This window comes from Enterobacter sp. QK-SA4 (assembly GCF_056856775.1).
Genome location: NZ_JBXFXH010000007.1, coordinates 672,358 through 691,033 on the forward strand (window position 1 = coordinate 672,358; position 18,676 = coordinate 691,033).

Here is an 18,676-nt window from a genome sequence, read left to right on the forward strand (position 1 = left end):
ATATATTTTATAAGTGTCATAAGCCTGATTAAAAACGTTACGATATTGCAATGTTTTTGTGGATGTTGCTTTTTTTGCTGTGAGTAAAAGGGAAATGCATCGTTTACTGATAAGAACAGAGAAGCGAATTATACAGAAGTATAATTCGCTTCTCTGTATCGGTGTATCTTGCGGCAGATCCGTGGGCAGGAGGGGGGGAATAAAACGCTCTCAGCTTACTTCGCTATAGATCCCCACCACGCGTCCCACCGTTTTTATCTCGTCGATACCGCATTCAAAGGGAACCTTGCCGCCCGCCACGTGGAGTTTTTTACCCGGCAGCAGCGTGAGGTCGCGGATGCTGGCGGTGCCTTCAATCTCAACCAGCCACAGGCCGTCGGTTAACGACGCCTCTTTTTCGATAAAGTGCAGCTTCCCCTCCGCGCGGACGGCGATGCCGCGCGTCAGCGGTTTGCTAAAGAAAGCAGCGTCGATACTCAAAATGGAATTTTCTTCCAGCCTCCCGTCACTGAGTGTGAATGTCGCAACCGAAACGGGATCGCCCGGGGCGGGGTTTCCTGCAAACTGCGCACCCTGGCCGGTCATCAGCCAGCGGAGGCTGGCGCCAGTGTCCAGCGCACACTGAACCGCAAAGTCGTAAGAGATGGTACCGCGCGCGTAGCGGTTCTGAAGCGAGCTGGCGGCGATATTAAAGTGTCGGGCCAGCTGGATTTTCTGCGTGAAACCATATACCTGACAGATTCTATCGAGCAATTCTTCATTATTCACTTGAGAATCTAGTATCAAAATATATTCCTTTGGGTGTTTACTAATGCTCATTTGAGTATTAGTATCATTACAAATTCGGGCAATCAGCGGCAGACGTTGGCAAACTGAGGCTAATGATTGCAGGCATTATCAAAATGGGAATCATGCAGCATGGCTTCCGAAATCGCAATCCTCAAACGGCGGAAAAAGCCGTGCTCTGCCCGTTTTGAACGCATTAGCGTGCATACATTTACGCGAGGGGAGATATGGCGATAGAAGCTGCCCGTGCAAGGGTTCCACTAAGCGTGGGGGCGCGTCTTAGCGGGCTTAACCACATCGCTGAACTGCGCGCCCGCTACGGGAGCGATAGCGGGAAAGAGCTGGCACGGTTTATGGCTGACATGCGCGATAAGCGCGATCCCTTTTTTGAGGAGAACAGCAGGGCGCTGGCCGCTCTCTTTTTCCTGGCGAGATTACCCGTCGCCCGTCATGAGTGCGATATCAGCGAGCTGACCACAGAGGAGAAAAGAGCGCTAATTACCGCGATGAATCATTTTCGTGCTGTTGTGAGTTTATTTCCTGAACGGCTGACCATGCCGTTGTAACCCAACCCAAAAACGAATGGCGTAAACCCGCCGGGCACCCTGTTGCCTGAATTTAAGGAGAACGCGTAATGCGACACAGTGAAAACCGCCCTTATCCGATTGGAAGTGAAGAACTGCAACGCCTGCTGATGGAGGCAAAAACAGAGGAACGATGCGCGCGAGCCCTCGCGGTCTCCCTGCGTCTGGAGGCGCTGGCGAGCCATATCTACAAAACCGGTATGAGCGGAGAAGACGTTGCCGAACTTCTGTGCCACGAGGCGGCTCGCTATGAGCGCGAATCCCAGGAGCTGCACTGATGGCCGATTTTATCGATCTTGCGCAGGCGCGCGAGCAGGAGGACAGAGAGCGGTACATTAATCGCGCCCGCAGACGACCCGCATCGCCTTCGCGTTTCCTCTGCGAGGACTGCGAGGCGCCGATACCGGAGGCGCGCCGAATAGCGGTGCCCGGCGTAGCCCTGTGCGTGACCTGCCAGGAGATCGCAGAGATGAAAAATAAACACGTCCGGGGAGGATAAGTTGGCTACGTCATTTGCTTATCCGTGGAACGCCCCACGGTCGGCCATTGCCAGCCCTTATCTCACCCATGCCCAACAGCAGCGCCGCGATCGCCTTTTCGCGGCGCTGCAGCAGGCAAGAATTGCCCTTTCACAGCAGCCCGACTGCGTACGCTTCGAAATCTGGCGCACGGTTGACGCCCTCGAACAGCATCGGGGCAGCCCGCAGGCTAACGCCTTTTTGATCCGCTTCTGCAAAAGGATGTTACCTCGCCTGCGGCGGGTCTCCGATCGCTATGCCTGCACAGGCCTGCACGACGAAGTCTCCAGGGCCGTGTTCGACGGCCATTTCGACACTCAGCTTTTGCAATACCTCGCCTCGCGGATGGTCGAACTGGTGGCCCGCTATAACCGCCTTCCGGATATGTCCCGCGCGGACATCGACCTGCTGGCCGCAGATATCGCCAGCTTTATACGCGGCGAGCTGGCGAATATTAACGATGCTGAAATGGGCGAATACCAGACGCTGTACGTCTGGTATCAGCGCGCCGGACTGATCGCCCGACAGTTCAACGTGTCGCCACCGCACTGGGAGCGGGTGTCGAAGACATTTTTCAACAAAGATGACGTTGCCGCGGCGGTGATCCGCATGTTTTCCGAGGCGTGGTGGCGCGGGCGCCTGCGTCGGGTCGCGGCTGCCTGGCGCGAACATCTGCAGATTGCCCTTGGCAACGTCAGCAAACGGAGAGCGGCGTATGCGAGCAAACGCTGCGTGACCGAGTGGCGCGAGCAGAAGCGCCGCACGCGCGAATTTCTCAAGGGCATGGAGCTGGAAGATGAAGAGGGAAACCGCATCAGCCTGATTGAAAAATACGACAGCTCGGTGGCCAACCCGGCGATACGTCGCTGTGAACTGATGACCCGCATCCGCGGGTTTGAAAATATCTGTGAGGCGCTGGGCTACGTGGGCGAGTTCTATACCTTAACCGCGCCCGCGCAGTATCACGCGACGCTGAAATCAGGCTTCCCCAACGCGAAGTGGAACGGGGCCAGCCCGACGGATACGCAAATCTATTTTACCCGCCTGTGGGCGCGTATCCGCGCAAAACTGCACCGGGACGGGCGCCGTATCTTTGGTATCCGCGTTGCGGAACCCCATCACGACGGTACGCCCCACTGGCACATGCTGATGTTTATGCTGCCGGAAGACGTCGAATGCGTTCGCCGGATTATCGGGGACTACGCGCGGCAGGAGGAGAACGCTGAGCTGCAGAGCGAAAGCGCCAGACAGGCGCGCTTTCACGCGGACGCGATCGATCCGCAGAAAGGCAGCGCTACCGGCTATATCGCCAAATACATCTCAAAGAATATCGACGGCTATGCGCTTGATGGCGAGACCGATAGCGAAAGCGGTGGATTGCTGAAGGAGACGGCGTCCGCCGTGTCGGCCTGGGCAGGGCGCTGGCACATTCGCCAGTTTCAGTTCATCGGCGGCGCGCCGGTAACGGTCTACCGCGAGCTGCGACGTCTGGTGGATACCGAGGCCGCGCGCGGTCTGAGCGTTGAGTTTGCCGCCGTCCAGGAGGCTGCCGACGCCGGGGACTGGGCGGGTTACGTTACTGCGCAGGGCGGGCCGTTTGTGCGTCGCGATAATTTACAGGTGCGCACGCTGTATGAGCCGCGCGCCGGGTTTAACCAGTATGGCGAGGAAACGGTCCGCATCCGCGGCGTGTACGATTCCGCCGTTGGCGCGGGCAGCCCAGTTTTAACCCGACTCACGCAGTGGAAAATTGTGCCGAAGCGGGCCGCGGATCTTAAGGATGTGCCCGTATCCTCTCGGAGTTCTGTCAATAACTGTACGCAGACCGATCTTTCTCAACCCCTCAGCCGACGTGCGAGGCGGGCGTTAGCCGAACGCATCAAATTCATCCGCCCTGGCGCGTCGTCGCCCGTCGTCTTCGCGAGCGACCCGCAGAACGGCGTACCGGAGAAGGTGATCGATGAGATACGGCTCGTCACCGGGATAGCCATCAGCCGGGCAGAAGCCCTGCATCTGATGGCGGGAGGCATCAGCCGCTTTAACGATAAATGGTGCAGGGGCGCAGCTGACGGATCGCTATTTCCGGCACCGTGTTCTTACCAGCAAAAGGCGCGGAAAATCCTTGAACGTATGGGGTATTTAACGGATCTCTTCGCTCAGAGAGCCCGCTAATCTCCATCCATATCATGTACATACCGTGAAGGGTTCTGATTTTTCGCTTCACTCTTTTTATGAATACGTGCTACTGTATGTTTATACAGTATCTCGTAGTGGAGGTTGTGTGGACAGAGAGTTGAACGAGCAGGTCATGATTGAACGAGTCGAGCTGATTGCGCGACTGACGACGGAAGGAACGTGTCAGGAAAGAGATCGTGAGATTGCCCTGAATTTGATTGCTGAGATTGCGCGGGGAAATTTAATCAAGAACAACGCATTTACCGTTGTGTTCTCAGCATCGCCTGTTCCGGAACGAATCAAAAAAGAGGGCAACGTTCGGGTGAACATTACTCTCGATAAAGATCAGCAGATTGGCCATGCCGTCGTGGAGGCCTTTCAGTGCGAACTGACCCGCAGAATACGATCCCTGTTTCCGTCATCGCGGGTGAACGTGAAAATCGGATCGGTGACGGGGGTCGAGCTCCAGGGGCTTGAAAAAGAAGCCGATCGCGAGGCGCTGGACGCTATCCTCCGGGAAGTCTGGGAAGACGAGAGCTGGCGCTAGCCCCGGCGTCATCGCCCGTACCAACACCCTCATTCCTGTTTTGCGCTTCCGTTGAATCACGCTTCGCCGCTCGCGGACGATCTGTTGTGCCCGCGATTGTCCATCTGCCAGCGATAGCGAAAAGCCTGCTGGCCCGGGAAACTCTACGGTACCTGGAAACCGGATGTTGGGAGCGTCTGATGAAAATCTATGCAATGCAGGGGGACACGCTTGATGCCGTTTGCGCCCGCTTTTATGGGCGCACGGCTGGCGTCGTTGAAGCCGTTCTGAAGGCCAATCCTGGCCTCGCGGAGTTAGGCGTTATCTTGCCTCACGGCACGCCGGTAGAGATGCCGGAGGTGAATAGCGCCCCCACAAAAGAATCCGTAAACCTATGGGACTGAGCCTGGAGAAAATCACCACGGTTATCGCCTATTGGCTGGCCGTGGCGCTGGCCTGGTTCGGGGCGATGTCTCCTGAAAAAGTCGCGCTGTACGTGGGGAGTCTGTGCGCCATTTTTACCGCATTAACGAATTACTGGTTTAAGCGAAAAACCTGGCGCTATCTCCAGTCTCTTGGCCTCGATAAGAAGAGTATTCGTGAACTCAATCATTAAGCGTTGCAGCGTCGCCGGCGTGCTGGCCCTGGCGGTGCTGATGCCTGACTTTCAATTACTGAAAACGTCCCCGGAAGGGTTGGCGTTGATTGCCGATCTCGAAGGATGTCGCCTCTCGCCCTACCGGTGTAGCGCCGGCGTATGGACGTCCGGCATTGGCCACACGGCAAACGTTGTGCCGACGCGGGACATTACCGAGCGTGAGGCTGCGGTAAATCTGGTCGCTGATGTGCTCAACGTTGAGCGGCGTCTGGCGGCGTGTGCGCCGGTGGAGATGCCGCCCCGGGTCTATGACGCGCTGGTGAGTTTTACCTTTAATGTCGGCGCAGGCGCCGCCTGCCGTTCGACGCTGGTGTCCTTTATCAAACGTAAACAGTGGCCGCAGGCATGCGGGCAGCTTACCCGCTGGGTGTACGTCAACGGCGTCAAAAATGCCGGTCTGGAAAACCGTCGCGTCCGCGAGAAGGCCTGGTGCATGAAGGGGCTGCCATGAGAACGCTCATGCTGGCGCTGGCCGGGCTGCTGGCCATCACGCTGTGGCTTCGTCATGACAACCTGAACCTGTCCCGTTCCTTAGCCACGGCCAACCGGGTCGCCAGCGAGCAAAAAACGGCCCTCGCCACGCTTAACCAGCAGCTGTCCCTGTCGCAGCGGATGGCCAGAGCAAATGAAAATGCCCAGGTCAGGCTCCGTGAGGAGCTTGTTACCGCGGGCGAGGAGAGGGCAAGACGGGAAGCGACTATCGGGAGATTACTCAATGAAAATGAAGCGTTACGCCGCTGGTATACCGCTCAGCTGCCTGATGCTGTCCGCAGGCTGCACACCCGCTCCGCCTGCGCCTCCGCAGCACATTGTTTACAACGCCTGCCCGAAGGTGAGCCGCTGCCCGATGCCGGGAAGCGAACCCGCCACTAACGGCGATCTCAGCGCGGATATTCGCAGGCTGGAATACGCCCTTATCGCCTGCGCGCTGCAGGTTGAAACCATCAAAGACTGTCAGGATAAACTCGATGCACAAACTCAAGAGCCTGCGTCAGGCATTAATTGACGCGATCCCCCAACTCAATGCCAACCCGGAGCGCCTGCAGATGTCGGTCGGAGGCGGCAATATTGACGCCCGACTGGCCTCCTCGCTCTCCTTTGAAAAGCGGTATGCGCTGAACGCGAAGGTCAGCGGCTTCACCGGCGACAGCGAGGGATTTTTCGTCCCGGTGCTGGCCTGGCTTCGGGAAAACCAGCCGGATATTTTTACCCTCGATGAAGGACGCAAAAACGGCTACACCTTCGCGGTCGTCTTAAACGATGACGATACGATGGATATCACCATCAGCGTGCAATTAACCGAGCGAATTCTTGTTTCCCAGGAGCAGGGCGCTCTGCACGTGACGTATTCCCCCGAGCCGCCGCTGCCGGATCCTGTCACGCGTCCGAAGGCGTTGTACATCAACGGTGAGCTGGTCAGCCAGTGGGAGGAGTAATTTACCCGCGCTGAAGGCCGCCTGCCGCCTGCCGTCTGGACCGCTTGTTGTATCATCCCGCAGAAAACCCCGTCTCGTTGCTGCCGTTCCTCCTGAACGGCATTCTCTTCTCATGAATACATTAACTTCCATGAACGGCATCGCTCGCGCGATCCGCAACCTGATTCGTATCGGTGTTGTGACCGATGTTGACCTCAACAGAGGGCTTTGTCGTGTCCAGACCGGCGGGATGAAAACCACCTGGCTGAACTGGCTAACCTGTCGTGCGGGACGTTCGCGCGTCTGGTGGGCCCCATCCGAGGGGGAACAGGTGCTGCTGCTGGCCATCGGCGGCGAGCTTGATACCGCCTTTGTGCTGCCCGGCATTTTCTCTGACGACCATCCGGCGCCGTCCGGGTCACCTGACGCGTTCCACGTCTCGTTCCCTGACGGCGCGGTGATCGAGTACGAACCCGGGCGCGGGGCGCTGACGGTTGCAGGCATTAAAACGGCCGACATTACCGCCTCTGAATCGCTGACCGCCACCGTGCCGGAGGTGCGGGTGACGTCAACGTCCCGCATCACGCTGGATACGCCTGAAGTGGTGTGTACCAACAGGTTAATTACAGCCTCTCTTGAAGTGCAGAAGGGCGGTGTGATGGCCGGAAATATTGAGCATTCCGGCGGTAAATTCACCTCCAACGGGGTGCAGGTGGATAACCACGCGCACGGCAGTGTGCAAAGCGGCGGAAGCTGGACTAAGGGGACACAATGACGGTGCGTTACAGGGGGATGAACAGGCAGACCGGGCTGAGCATTTCAGAGGCGGAACACATCCGTCAAAGCGTGCGCGACATTCTGGTTACGCCGATTGGCTCACGGGTCATGCGGCGGGATTACGGCTCGCTGCTGGCGGCGATGATCGACAGGCCGCAGAGTCCGGCGCTGCGCCTGCAGATCATGGCCGCCTGTTATTCCGCCATCCAGAAATGGGAGCCGCGGATAAGCCTGACGGCCATCACTTTCGAGCGTTCGGAGAACGACGGGACGTTGTATGTCGATATCACCGGCACGCGCCCGACCTCCGGGCAATCCTTTTCTATCACCATTTCACTGAGTTAAACGCTATGGCTATTGTTGATCTGAGCCAGCTCGCCGCGCCTGATGTCGTGGAGGAGGTGGATTATGAAACGCTGTTGGCAGAACGAAAGGCCACCTTTGTCTCCCTCTATCCGGAAGAGGAGCGAGAAGCGATTGCACGGACGCTGACGCTGGAATCCGAGCCGATTGTGAAGCTGCTTCAGGAGAATGCCTACCGGGAAGTCATCTGGCGCCAGCGGGTTAATGAGGCTGCGCGTGCAGTTATGTTGGCCTATGCCGCAGGCAGCGATCTGGACCAGATTGGGGCAAACGCTAACCTTGCGCGTCTGGTCATTACTCCTGCCGATGACGCCACGTTCCCGCCCACTCCGGCCGTGATGGAGTCCGATACCGATTTTCGTTTGCGCATCCAGCAGGCGCCGGAAGGGCTTAGCGTGGCCGGTTCGACGGGCGCGTATCAGTTCCATGGTCGCAGTGCAGATGGCCGGGTGGCGGACATCTCCGTAATCAGCCCACAGCCGGCGAACGTCACGATCTCAGTCCTTTCTCGGGAGAACAACGGCGTGGCCTCTGAGGAACTGCTCGCCGTTGTTCGCAATGCGCTGAACGATGAGGACGTCAGGCCCGTCGCCGACCGCGTGACCGTCCAGTCGGCCAACATTGTCGACTACAGCATTGCCGCCTCGCTATTTCTCTTCCCCGGCCCTGAAAGTGAGCCTGTGCTTAGCGCGGCAAGGGCCCGTCTACAGGCCTATATCACGGCGCAGCATCGGCTTGGACGCGATATCCGCAAGTCGGCCATTTACGCTGCCCTTCACGTTGAAGGGGTGCAGAGGGTGGAGCTGACCGCACCCGCGGCGGACATCGTGCTTGATGAAACTCAGGCCTCATGGTGCAGCCACTACAGCGTAACCGTGGGGGGAAACGATGAGTAATACCCGCCTTTTACCGGTTGGCTCATCGGCGCTTGAGGTCGCTGCGGCGCGCGCCTGTGCGGACATCGAAAATACGCCCGTTCCGCTGCGCCATCTCTGGGATGCGGACACCTGCCCGGCGAATCTGCTGCCCTGGCTGGCGTGGGCGTTTTCGGTTGACCGCTGGGATGAGAACTGGCCCGAGGCCACCAAGCGGGATGTCATCCGCGCGGCGTGGTTTATTCATGCCCACAAGGGAACGATTGGCGCCGTGCGTCGCGTGGTGGAGCCGCTTGGCTATCTGATTAACGTCACCGAGTGGTGGCAAACCAACGATCCGCCCGGCACCTTCCGCCTTGATATCGGCGTGTTAGACACGGGCATCACCGAGGAAATGTATTACGAAATGGAGAGGCTTATCGCCGATGCGAAGCCTGCCAGCCGCCACCTTATTGGCCTGAATATCATCCAGGACATTCCGGGTTATCTCTATACCGGTGCCCTGAGCTATGACGGCGACATCATCACGGTTTATCCCGGATAAGTGAGAGCAGAATGACAGTGAAATATAAAACGGTTATCACCAAAGCCGGTGCCGAAAAACTGGCTGCCGCGACCGTCCCTAACGGCAAGAAAGTCAATTTTACGGCGATGGCGGTGGGTGACGGTGGGGGCACGTTGCCGGTTCCTGATGCCGGGCAGACGAAGCTGGTTAATGAAGTCTGGCGCCACGCGTTGAATAAAATCAGCCAGGACAATAAAAAGCGTAACTATGTGATCGCAGAACTTCTCATTCCTCCTGAAGCGGGTGGTTTCTGGATGCGTGAGATGGGGCTTTACGATGACACCGGTACGCTGATTGCCGTCGGAAACATGGCGGAAAGTTACAAACCATTGCTGGAGGAGGGATCGGGCCGTGCACAGACCGTGCGAATGGTGATCATGGTCAGTGATATCGCCTCGGTTGAGCTTACGATAGATACGTCTACGATAATGGCGACCCAGGAGTATGTTGATGAGAAGCTAGAAGAGCATGAGCAGTCTCGCCGCCATCCTGATGCCACGCTAACGGCTAAAGGGTTTACTCAGCTTAGTAGTGCGACTGACAGCTCCTCTGAAGCGCTGGCAGCAACGCCGAAAGCGGTTAAAGCTGCCTACGACCTTGCCAGTGGTAAGTATACGGCTCAGGATGCGACCACAGGGCAAAAGGGGATTGTCCAACTCAGTAGCGTAACTGATAGTCAATCCGAGTCTCTTGCGGCGACACCCAGGGCTGTCAAAACGGTCGGCGATGACCTCATTAAACTCAGGAATAGCCTGGGTACCGCCGCGACGAAAAACGCGCAAGAGGCACCTGACGATATTACTCCTGGTCGGTTGCTGGTTAACGGCAATGCAGTGGCTATCAGATCTGTATCTGCAAGAGCCGGTACAGGACTTTCAAATGCCGATGCCCTGCCGTTCAACTCGGTGAGTTTTTGTTATTCGAATGCAACCAATTCGCCGGGTTATGAGGCGACGATTCTCGATGTTGGCGGGCTTGGCGGTTACCGGGTCCAATACGCTGCATCTTATAGCGATGGTGGGAAACAGCTTAAATTCCGGGCTCTTAATGGCGATAACAGTGTATGGGGCGGCTGGACAAAGGTCATAACGAATCATGGCGGAAGTGTTGCGTATTTGTCTGATGCTACTTACTACCAGACGAACTCCACTGGTTGGTACGGAGCGGGTGCTTTTGCCGATCAGTATCAAAACAACGCAGCACCTTTTTTGGTGCCAAAAGGATATCAGTCGCCTAACGGTAATTCTATTTATCTACCTATTATCAAAGGCTTTTCGGAAACGGCAGGTCATGGTTACGGAACAGCGATTAGTTTTGGAGTTTACCGCACGGGTACTAACGCGTTTGGAACAGCAATTATTAATTTAACTGGCGATGCCAGAAACAGTGTTAATTACCAATTTGATATTAGCGGTAATTTTAATGCTCCTGGACAGGTCGGTAGCGGAGGTAATATTGTTGCAGGTCAGGGCCTATTTGAATCTGGCGGCCAGGTACGAGTGTACTCATCAAATAACCCACCCCCTCAGCAGGATTTAAGCCCTTATGCACGACAGGACTGGACGCTGCAATACTTTGTCCGTGATGTCGCAATGGGGGCGGAGGGGGCATTTATTATTACGCAAAACGGTTGGCAGCGGGTACCTGCTGGCTGCGCAATGACGGGGTGGAATGCTGAAGGCCAAAACCCCGGCGGCGATACGATTTTCTACCGCCCAATTCAGAAGTACATGTCTAATATCGGATGGATTACTGTAGGTCATACAGCATGATTACACTTAAAAATTTCGTTCAGTATGAACCAGAATTTAAAGACTTTTTGTTTAACGCTATATTTCTTCAGTCAGATGAGGGGCTTGACTGGTATTACCATATGTCACGCTTTCAGGCCGACACCCTAAAGATATGCTACGACAAAAATAATATTATTCGCTCTTTCAGTAATCAGGTTGATCGCCTCTTTCCTCTTGGTATGTCAGTTTCCGAAGTTGATCAAACAGATGTGCCAGAAGGGCTGAATATACACGGCGAGTGGGTATGGAATGGCACTAAAATTATCCCACGCCAGTTGACCCGAGAGGAATTAATTCAACAGGCGGAAACCAGAAGAGGTGAATTGCTTGCCGAAGCTTCGGATGTTATTGCCCCCCTCCAGGATGCCTCCGATCTCGGTATCGCAGCAGACGAGGAAGCTGCCATGCTGTTACTCTGGAAACGCTACCGGGTGATGCTAAACCGGCTGGATCTCAGCACCTTACCAGACATTCAATGGCCCGAACGCCCAGCCTGACCTCAAACCCTCCATTTTGGAGGGTTTTTCGTTTGTTGTGTAATCCTTTCTCCAACCCCAATACGTCGCATCAATCGCGCGCTCCACAGAAAATAGCCTCACCACTAAACGAAGGAGTTAACCGGATGGGCGATTATCACCACGGCGTGGAAGTTATCGAAATCAACGATGGCACCCGCACCATTTCCACCGTCTCGACGGCAATCATCGGCATGGTCTGTACGGCCAGCGATGCTGACGACAAGACATTTCCTTTAAACGAGCCCGTGCTCATTACCAACGTGCAAAACGCGATTGCGAAAGCCGGCAAGGCGGGGACGCTGTCCGCTTCTCTGCAGGCGATCGCCGACCAGTGCAAACCGGTTGTCGTTGTTGTTCGCGTGGCCGAAGGCACCGCTGAAACCCCGGAAGAGGCGCGCAAGCAGACCGTTTCCAACATCATCGGTACTACTGATGAAAACGGTAAATATACCGGCCTGAAGGCGCTTCTCACGGCGAAAACGGTGACCGGCGTTAAGCCGCGTATTCTCGGCGTGCCGGGGCTGGACTCTCAGGAAGTGGCGACCGCACTGGCCGCCATGTGCCAGAGCTTGCGCGCGTTCGGCTATGTCAGCGCATGGGGATGTAAAACCATCTCTGAAGCGATCAACTACCGCAAAAACTTCAGCCAGCGCGAGCTGATGGTTATCCATCCTGATTTTCTGGCATGGGATACCACCACGAACGCAACGACGACGGCCTGGGCTACCGCCCGTGCGCTTGGCCTGCGCGCCAAAATCGACCAGACAATCGGCTGGCATAAAACCCTGTCAAACGTTGGCGTCAACGGCGTTACGGGCGTAAGCGCTTCTGTTTCCTGGGATCTGCAGGAACAGGCTACCGATGCGAACCTGCTCAACCAGGCTGGCGTCACTACGCTGATTCGCAACGACGGTTTCAAATTCTGGGGGAACCGTACCTGCTCAGACGATCCGTTATTCGTCTTTGAAAACTACACCCGTACCGCACAGGTGCTGGCCGATACCATGGCGGAAGCGCACGCGTGGGCGATGGATAAACCCATCACGCCAACGCTTATCCGCGACATCGTTTCCGGTATTAACGCCAAGTTCCGCGAGCTGAAAACCAACGGCTATATCGTCGACGGCTCCTGCTGGTATGACCCTGAGTCGAACGATGCAACCACCCTGAAAGCGGGGAAACTGTATATCGATTACGACTACACCCCTGTCCCGCCGCTGGAAAATCTGACCCTGCGCCAGCGCATCACCGATACCTATCTGGCTGACCTGTCAGATTCGGTTAACAGCTAAGGAGCTGAAGCATGGCGTTACCACGCAAACTTAAGTATCTGAATATGTTCAACGATGGCCTGAGCTATATGGGCGTTGTTGAGTCTGTGACCCTACCGAAGCTTACCCGCAAGCTGGAGAAGTATCGCGGCGGCGGTATGCCGGGCTCGGTCTCTGTCGACCTCGGCCTGGACGATGATGCCCTGGCGCTGGAGTGGACCGTTGGCGGTCTGCCGGACGCCGCCCTGTGGGCGCAGTATGCCTCTCCGGGCGCGGACAGTGTGCCGCTGCGCTTTACCGGCTCTTATCAGCGCGATGATACCGGCGAAATCTCCGCCGTCGAAATCGTCATGCGCGGCCGTCATAAAGAGTTTGATGGCGGTGAAAACAAGCAGGGCGAGAGCGGCACCACCAAGATGTCCACCGAGTGCGCTTACTACCAGCTGACCATTGATGGCAAAGAGATCATCGAAATCGACATCATCAACATGGTGCTCAAAGTCGATGGCGTCGATCGCCTGGCAGAACACCGTAAGGCCATCGGCCTGTAACCCTTTAACCGGCCGGGATGACCGGCCGGTGAGTTAACTTTCAGAAGAGTAACGAAATGGAAAATATCAACGAGACCGCCATGAACGAAAGTGAAAACCCACATATCGTCACGCTTGATAGCCCCGTTCAGCGCGGCGAGCAAAAAATCGAAAAGGTGACCGTCGCAAAACCCAATGCGGGGACCCTGCGCGGCGTATCGCTGGCGTCGCTGGCGCAATCTGACGTTGATGCGCTGATTAAGGTGCTGCCGCGAATGACCTCCCCAGCGCTGACCGAGCATGAGGTTGCGCGCCTGGACGCCTGCGATCTGCTCTCTTTTGCAGGTAAGGTGATCGGTTTTTTGTCACCGGCTTCGGCTCGCTGAAATTTCCCGAAAATGTGTCGGTCGACGATCTGATGGCGGATATCGCGGTGATTTTTCACTGGCCGCCGTCAGAACTGTACTCCCTTAGCGTGACCGAACTCCTCTTATGGCGCGAAAAAGCGCTACAGCGAAGCGGAAACCACCATGAGTAATAATGTCAGTCTTCAGGAGCTGCTTAAGGCAGTCGACCGGGCAACCCGACCGCTTAACGCTCTCCAGAACGCCAGCCTCACTCTCGCGAGCGATATCCGCGATGCGCAGACGGCGCTGGGGGCGCTCGATGAGCAAGCGGGGCGCATTAACGGCTTCAGAAAAGCAAATGCCCGGCTCGCCACGACGGAGCAGTCGCTTGCTCAGGCGAAACAGCAGGCTGCGGCGCTGGCGGTACAGTTTAAAAACACGCAAAACCCCACCCAGGCGCAGGCTGATGCGCTGACTGCAGCCCGAAAATCGGCAGTCGACCTGAAGCATGAGTACAACAGCTTACGCTACTCGGTGCAGCGTCAGCGCACTGAACTCGCTCAGGCGGGAGTGAACACGCGCACGCTCTCGTCGGATGAGCGTCGTTTAAAAAGTCACATCAGCGAAAAAACGCAGCAGCTTAACCGACAGAGGGATGCGCTGGCCCGCGTCAATCAGCAGCAGGAGCGGCTGAGTGTCGTTCAGAATCGCTACGAGTCAGGCAAACGCGTTACCGCGCGGGTGCGTCAGCTTGCGAATACGGGCGTGGGCATCGCAAAAGCGGGCTTTGACCAGACGTCCCGGTTTATCGCCCCTGGCATCAGCTTTGAAAAGCAGATGTCGGCCATTCAGGCAAACCTTGGTCTGGCGAAGGGGGATTCCCGGCTTGAGGCCATTCGCCAGCAGGCGCGTGAGGTCAGCGCCAGGACCGGAGTACCTGCAGATACGGTCCTCCGGGCACAAACCGAACTGACTCGTTCAGGCTATGACGCCGATGGGCTACTTGCGGCCACCGCGCCAACGGTCAACCTCAGCCTGGCGGGGAGTGTCGACGCGGCTAAAGCGGCCGATATGATCGCCAGCACGCAGGCCGCGTATAGCCTGGCCGATACGGATGCGGGACGCATCGCAGATGTGCTTACGCGCGGTTTTACCTCTTCGAATACCAGCCTCGCTGAGATGGTGGCGGCCGTCACCTCTGCTGCGCCCGCTGCGGATGCCGCCGGTATGGGGCTTGAAGAGACCACCGCGCTGCTGGGCGTTCTGGCAGAAAAAGGAATGAAAGGCGCTGCCGCGGGGGACGCGCTCAGCGCGATGTTGCGCCATGTTCAGACTCCGGATGCCATAAAAGCCGCGGGGGCGCTGGCTTCCGCTGCGGGTGATGGATCGCTTGATGAAAAACGCCAGCAGTTGCAGGGGGCAAAGGGCAGTACCGCGCTCGCGGCTTCCGTGCAGACCGATAATCTTGACGGCGATATCAACCGATTCCAGGCCGCGTGGAACGGGTTGAAGATTGATGTATTTGATAAAGCGGATGGCGCTCTGCGCAACCTGATAACAACCGCAACCGGCTGGCTTGGCACGGCCTCTCTTTGGGTGAATGCCAACCCTGAGCTGACGCAGACCCTCGCCAGCATCGTTGTCGGCGCGCAGGCGTTTGCTGGCGTGCTGGGCGGCGTAGGCACGGTCATCGGCCCGGTTCTGACAGGCGTCAATATGGTTATTACCGCGGCCGGGATGTTGGGAACGGTATTCAGCGTGGTGGGCGGCGCCATCATGACGGTGCTGGGCGCGCTTAGCTGGCCGGTGATTGCCCTTGGCGCGGCGATTGCTGCCGGTGCCTTACTGATTTTTAAATACTGGGAGCCCATCAGCGCCTTCTTTGGCGGGGTGATGGAAGGGCTTTCGACGGCTTTCGCACCGCTGGGGGCGCTGTTCTCACCGGTGATGGCGGTGTTTGACTCTATCTCGGAGAAGCTGGGCGGTATCTGGCAATGGTTCACCGACTTGATTACGCCGATCAAGGCGACGCAGGAAACGCTGGATGGCTGTAAAAACGCTGGCGTGATTTTTGGTCAGGCGCTGGGCGATGCGTTAATGGCACCGCTTGATCTCTTTAATAGCCTGAGCGGCAAGGCCAGCTGGCTGCTGGAGAAGCTCGGCATTATCAAAAACGAGTCGGGCGATCTCGACGCCGCTGCGGCAAAAGCAGAAGCGGCATCCTCACCGTCGGGCAGCGCTTATATTCCAGGCGCGGGGATCTCTGGCGGCAGCCTGGGGTATCAGCCGACCATCGCTACTGGAGGACGCTCTTACGTCGATCAGAGTAAAAGCGAATATCACATCACGCTGCAGGGGGGCACGGCCTCCGGAACGGATCTGACGCGTCAAATCCGGGAGGAAATAGAAAACAGTGAACGTGATAAAGCGAGACAGCGGCAATCCAGCTTTATGTATGTTTGAGGAGAGAGAAAATGTTAATGGTGCTGGGTCTGTTTGTCTTTGAACGACGAACCTTACCGTATCAGTCAATGATATTCACAAAAGACTACCGCTGGGCATCCAGCGCTCGCATCGGGAAACCCAAAGCCTGGCAGTACCTTGGCGAAGGTGAGACATCCTTTAGCCTCTCCGGCTTACTTTACCCGGAACTCACGGGAGGGCGGCTTTCGCTCAAGGCGGTTGAGCTGATGGCAAATGAGGGGCGGGCATGGTCGCTGATAGACGGTACCGGCATCATTCACGGCATGTTTGTCATTGAGAAAGTCACGCACACGCATTCGGATTTTTACAGTGACGGTACCGCCCGAAAAATTGAGTTTACCCTGTCGCTAAAACGCGTGGACGAATCGCTGATGACGACGTTTGGCGACCTGCGAACGCAGGCCTCAGAGCTGGTGGAAAGCGCACGGAATAGCATTGGAGGGCTGGTGGGATGATCACCGAAATGAATATCCGGGCGGGTGGAAAAATCGCCCCTGATTTTATGCTTAAGCTTGACGATCGTGATATCACGCAAAATTTCAGCCATCGTCTTATCAGCCTGACCATGATCGACAAACGGGGGCTGGAAGCCGATCAGCTGGATATTCTGCTGGATGATTCCGACGGGCTGCTGGACTTGCCTGCCCGGGGGGCAAGGCTGTCCTTATGGCTGGGATGGGAGGGAACCCCGCTCGAGGAGAAAGGGGACTTTACGATTGATGCGATTCATTTCCGGGGCGCGCCGGACACGCTTACCATCCGGGGATTCAGCGCAGATTTTCGTGGAAAGCTAAACGTGCGGCGCGAACAGTCGTGGCATGACACGACGATTGGCGCGATAGTCGATACCATCGCTCAGCGTAACCAGTTGACCGCCAGCGTCGCGTCGGGGCTTGCATCCATCGCCATCTCTCATATTGACCAGTCTCAGGAGACAGACGCGGCGTTCCTCTCCCGCCTTGCTGAACGTAATGGAGCATTTGTTTCAATCAAAGCCGGGAAGATAATCTTTATGAAAGCGGGGCAGGCCGTGACGGCCAGCGGCACTCCGCTTTCCTTAATGATGATTGAACGTGGGGATGGAGATAAGCACCTTTTTTCCATAGCTGACCGTGAAAATTATTCCGGCGTAACGGCCAAATGGCTGCAAACGCGTGACCCCAAACAACAAAATCCTCAATTGAGTATTAATCGTCAGTCCGGAGGGCAGCAGACAGAAGCACTGCAGCACCCGGATGCCGCCGCACCGGTAGCGGGAGCAGCAGGCAAGGAGCAGAAACCGCAAGAGAGGCTGGTGGGATCGGCGGAAAACGTATTTGAGCTCACCACGGTTTATGCCTCTGAAGAGCAGGCGCTCAGGGCCGCAGAGGCTAAGTGGCGCGCGCTTCAGCGGGGAACCGTAGAGTTTTCCATCCAGCTTGCCCTGGGACGCGCCGATCTGTTCCCCGAAACGCCGGTGCTGGTAAACGGTTTTAAACGCGTCATCGACGAGCAGGCGTGGATCATCAGCGAGGTGGTGCATACCCTCAACGATAGCGGATTTACCACGCAGCTTAAGCTTGAGCTGAACGTCAGCGACGAAAAATTTACTGTTGATAGTGAGTAATGTAGTTGCTATTGGTTTTATTTTGGGTATTATTGATTCACAAAATGTGAATCAAGTGGAGGGGTACATGTTTCATTGTCCTAAGTGCAAGCACTCTGCGCATGCGCGTACCAGTCGCTATCTAAGTGAAAATACCAAAGAGCGCTATCACCAGTGCACCAATGTGGACTGCAGCTGTACGTTCGTGACGATGGAGTCCGTGGAGCGCCTTATCGCAACCCCGGGCGCCTCTGAGCGTGTCCGAACGGCTTCGCTGAACCACGGTTAGCTGCTCAAAAAAACCAATAAAAAAGCCACTCAGTCGAGTGGCTTAATCATATGATTCTAAAAACAAAATTTGGTGGCCCCTGCTGAAAGAATTTTCACCAGGGGAATTAATCTGTGAACAGAAAAATTAATCAGGCTCAGCCTCGGAGATAAATGGCTTGATCTCCAGGTGAAACAGGAAACCACCAGACAGCAGAGAAAAAATAAAATCAGTCGCCGCCGGTGGCTTGATCAGCCTAGCTGAACAATGGCCGCAGGCGTTCAATCTGACAAACCCCGTCCACTCGCCGTGGGCATAATCGACGACATAACCCCCTTTCCCGATGCTGCTGGCGCTGGCGGCCACTATGCGGTGCTTTACGCTCTGAATAGTAAGCCGTGCGGCGAAATCACCTCAGAAGATCGCCAGCATGCTGTCGAATGTCTGTAAGCAATGAAGCAGGTGAAAGCACAATTTTCTGACCAGGTAGAATATGACCGCGTAAAAAAGTCGAAAGTCTGACTTTAAAAAACTCCACCCTTTTCAACTTTAAAATATTCAGCATATTTATTGGCTTTTTTTATTTATATAAATATTTTATCGGGGTTTCAATCGTTATAAAAAATTACATTTTGATA

Annotated in this window: 27 protein-coding genes; 25 read left to right on the forward strand and 2 right to left on the reverse strand. The window is 56.2% G+C overall.

All coding sequences use genetic code 11. From position 1 onward, the window contains the following. Nucleotides 1-210: 210 nt before the first annotated feature. On the reverse strand, nucleotides 211-786 hold the full coding sequence (locus AC1VYI_RS04800) for a phage repressor protein CI (RefSeq protein WP_045910040.1): 576 nt from the start codon (nucleotides 784-786) through the stop codon (nucleotides 211-213). 227 nt (nucleotides 787-1,013) lie between these two features. Between AC1VYI_RS04800 and AC1VYI_RS04805 the strand changes: the two genes are divergently transcribed. The 25 genes from AC1VYI_RS04805 to AC1VYI_RS04925 all read left to right on the forward strand — a co-directional run bounded on the left by AC1VYI_RS04805 (nucleotide 1,014) and on the right by AC1VYI_RS04925 (nucleotide 18,059). Continuing rightward, a complete protein-coding gene (locus AC1VYI_RS04805) occupies nucleotides 1,014-1,352 on the forward strand; it encodes a DUF5347 domain-containing protein (protein WP_023616298.1) in 339 nt (112 codons plus the stop codon). Nucleotides 1,353-1,420: 68 nt separating this feature from the next. Further along, entirely contained in the window at nucleotides 1,421-1,648 is a 228-nt protein-coding gene (locus tag AC1VYI_RS04810; RefSeq protein WP_134867137.1) for a DUF2732 family protein, read from the forward strand. Then, entirely contained in the window at nucleotides 1,648-1,869 is a 222-nt protein-coding gene (locus AC1VYI_RS04815; RefSeq protein ID WP_045404086.1) for a TraR/DksA family transcriptional regulator, read from the forward strand. Before AC1VYI_RS04810 ends, AC1VYI_RS04815 begins: the two co-directional genes overlap by 1 nt. A gap of 1 nt (nucleotide 1,870) precedes the next feature. Beyond that, a complete protein-coding gene (locus AC1VYI_RS04820) occupies nucleotides 1,871-4,060 on the forward strand; it encodes a replication endonuclease (RefSeq protein ID WP_045353968.1) in 2,190 nt (729 codons plus the stop codon). Between the two features lie 109 nt (nucleotides 4,061-4,169). Further along, nucleotides 4,170-4,610, forward strand: coding sequence for a DinI-like family protein (locus AC1VYI_RS04825; RefSeq protein ID WP_029741403.1), 441 nt, complete (start codon nucleotides 4,170-4,172; stop codon nucleotides 4,608-4,610). A 179-nt stretch (nucleotides 4,611-4,789) separates the two neighbouring features. After that, nucleotides 4,790-4,993 (forward strand): tail protein X, encoded by a 204-nt coding sequence (locus AC1VYI_RS04830; RefSeq protein WP_023309248.1) that lies wholly within the window; start codon nucleotides 4,790-4,792, stop codon nucleotides 4,991-4,993. Continuing rightward, complete coding sequence (locus AC1VYI_RS04835) at nucleotides 4,984-5,205, forward strand: phage holin family protein (protein WP_023309247.1); 222 nt, start codon at nucleotides 4,984-4,986, stop codon at nucleotides 5,203-5,205. The genes AC1VYI_RS04830 and AC1VYI_RS04835 overlap by 10 nt, the downstream gene beginning before the upstream one ends. Further along, the gene (locus AC1VYI_RS04840; RefSeq protein ID WP_023309246.1) at nucleotides 5,189-5,698 is read left to right on the forward strand and encodes a lysozyme; all 510 of its coding nucleotides are present in this window, start codon (nucleotides 5,189-5,191) and stop codon (nucleotides 5,696-5,698) included. The genes AC1VYI_RS04835 and AC1VYI_RS04840 overlap by 17 nt, the downstream gene beginning before the upstream one ends. Beyond that, complete coding sequence (lysB, locus tag AC1VYI_RS04845) at nucleotides 5,695-6,120, forward strand: Rz-like lysis system protein LysB (RefSeq protein WP_226484336.1); 426 nt, start codon at nucleotides 5,695-5,697, stop codon at nucleotides 6,118-6,120. The genes AC1VYI_RS04840 and lysB overlap by 4 nt, the downstream gene beginning before the upstream one ends. Further along, nucleotides 6,008-6,253: an Rz1-like lysis system protein LysC gene (lysC, locus tag AC1VYI_RS04850; RefSeq protein WP_230122831.1), complete on the forward strand. Its 246-nt coding sequence runs from the start codon at nucleotides 6,008-6,010 to the stop codon at nucleotides 6,251-6,253. The genes lysB and lysC overlap by 113 nt, the downstream gene beginning before the upstream one ends. After that, on the forward strand, nucleotides 6,216-6,683 hold the full coding sequence (locus AC1VYI_RS04855) for a phage tail protein (RefSeq protein ID WP_134867138.1): 468 nt from the start codon (nucleotides 6,216-6,218) through the stop codon (nucleotides 6,681-6,683). The genes lysC and AC1VYI_RS04855 overlap by 38 nt, the downstream gene beginning before the upstream one ends. 112 nt (nucleotides 6,684-6,795) lie before the next feature. Beyond that, nucleotides 6,796-7,437: a phage baseplate assembly protein V gene (locus AC1VYI_RS04860; protein ID WP_032645069.1), complete on the forward strand. Its 642-nt coding sequence runs from the start codon at nucleotides 6,796-6,798 to the stop codon at nucleotides 7,435-7,437. Next, nucleotides 7,434-7,784 (forward strand): GPW/gp25 family protein, encoded by a 351-nt coding sequence (locus AC1VYI_RS04865; RefSeq protein ID WP_023309241.1) that lies wholly within the window; start codon nucleotides 7,434-7,436, stop codon nucleotides 7,782-7,784. Before AC1VYI_RS04860 ends, AC1VYI_RS04865 begins: the two co-directional genes overlap by 4 nt. A gap of 5 nt (nucleotides 7,785-7,789) precedes the next feature. After that, on the forward strand, nucleotides 7,790-8,698 hold the full coding sequence (locus tag AC1VYI_RS04870; RefSeq protein WP_045353959.1) for a baseplate assembly protein: 909 nt from the start codon (nucleotides 7,790-7,792) through the stop codon (nucleotides 8,696-8,698). After that, the gene (locus AC1VYI_RS04875; protein WP_045353956.1) at nucleotides 8,691-9,221 is read left to right on the forward strand and encodes a phage tail protein I; all 531 of its coding nucleotides are present in this window, start codon (nucleotides 8,691-8,693) and stop codon (nucleotides 9,219-9,221) included. Before AC1VYI_RS04870 ends, AC1VYI_RS04875 begins: the two co-directional genes overlap by 8 nt. An 11-nt stretch (nucleotides 9,222-9,232) precedes the next feature. Beyond that, nucleotides 9,233-11,014 carry a phage tail protein gene (locus tag AC1VYI_RS04880; protein ID WP_134867139.1) on the forward strand — a complete coding sequence of 594 codons (1,782 nt, stop codon included), beginning with the start codon at nucleotides 9,233-9,235 and terminating at the stop codon, nucleotides 11,012-11,014. Next, complete coding sequence (locus AC1VYI_RS04885) at nucleotides 11,011-11,532, forward strand: tail fiber assembly protein (protein ID WP_045353954.1); 522 nt, start codon at nucleotides 11,011-11,013, stop codon at nucleotides 11,530-11,532. The genes AC1VYI_RS04880 and AC1VYI_RS04885 overlap by 4 nt, the downstream gene beginning before the upstream one ends. A gap of 125 nt (nucleotides 11,533-11,657) precedes the next feature. Further along, nucleotides 11,658-12,845 (forward strand): phage tail sheath protein, encoded by a 1,188-nt coding sequence (locus AC1VYI_RS04890; RefSeq protein WP_023309236.1) that lies wholly within the window; start codon nucleotides 11,658-11,660, stop codon nucleotides 12,843-12,845. Between the two features lie 11 nt (nucleotides 12,846-12,856). After that, on the forward strand, nucleotides 12,857-13,375 hold the full coding sequence (locus tag AC1VYI_RS04895) for a phage major tail tube protein (protein ID WP_023309235.1): 519 nt from the start codon (nucleotides 12,857-12,859) through the stop codon (nucleotides 13,373-13,375). A gap of 56 nt (nucleotides 13,376-13,431) precedes the next feature. Further along, nucleotides 13,432-13,740: a phage tail assembly protein gene (locus AC1VYI_RS04900; RefSeq protein WP_023309234.1), complete on the forward strand. Its 309-nt coding sequence runs from the start codon at nucleotides 13,432-13,434 to the stop codon at nucleotides 13,738-13,740. 32 nt (nucleotides 13,741-13,772) lie between these two features. Continuing rightward, a complete protein-coding gene (locus AC1VYI_RS04905) occupies nucleotides 13,773-13,892 on the forward strand; it encodes a GpE family phage tail protein (protein ID WP_023616176.1) in 120 nt (39 codons plus the stop codon). After that, the gene (locus AC1VYI_RS04910) at nucleotides 13,885-16,164 is read left to right on the forward strand and encodes a phage tail tape measure protein (RefSeq protein ID WP_226484324.1); all 2,280 of its coding nucleotides are present in this window, start codon (nucleotides 13,885-13,887) and stop codon (nucleotides 16,162-16,164) included. Before AC1VYI_RS04905 ends, AC1VYI_RS04910 begins: the two co-directional genes overlap by 8 nt. An 11-nt stretch (nucleotides 16,165-16,175) precedes the next feature. Then, nucleotides 16,176-16,640: a phage tail protein gene (locus AC1VYI_RS04915; RefSeq protein WP_226484315.1), complete on the forward strand. Its 465-nt coding sequence runs from the start codon at nucleotides 16,176-16,178 to the stop codon at nucleotides 16,638-16,640. Then, a complete protein-coding gene (locus AC1VYI_RS04920) occupies nucleotides 16,637-17,791 on the forward strand; it encodes a phage late control D family protein (protein WP_134867141.1) in 1,155 nt (384 codons plus the stop codon). The genes AC1VYI_RS04915 and AC1VYI_RS04920 overlap by 4 nt, the downstream gene beginning before the upstream one ends. Nucleotides 17,792-17,858: 67 nt before the next feature. Beyond that, nucleotides 17,859-18,059 carry an ogr/Delta-like zinc finger family protein gene (locus tag AC1VYI_RS04925; RefSeq protein WP_029741756.1) on the forward strand — a complete coding sequence of 67 codons (201 nt, stop codon included), beginning with the start codon at nucleotides 17,859-17,861 and terminating at the stop codon, nucleotides 18,057-18,059. 126 nt (nucleotides 18,060-18,185) lie between these two features. On the opposite strand, the gene AC1VYI_RS04930 is transcribed toward AC1VYI_RS04925, so the two are convergent. Continuing rightward, complete coding sequence (locus AC1VYI_RS04930) at nucleotides 18,186-18,404, reverse strand: hypothetical protein (RefSeq protein ID WP_063408917.1); 219 nt, start codon at nucleotides 18,402-18,404, stop codon at nucleotides 18,186-18,188. Nucleotides 18,405-18,676: the final 272 nt, after the last annotated feature.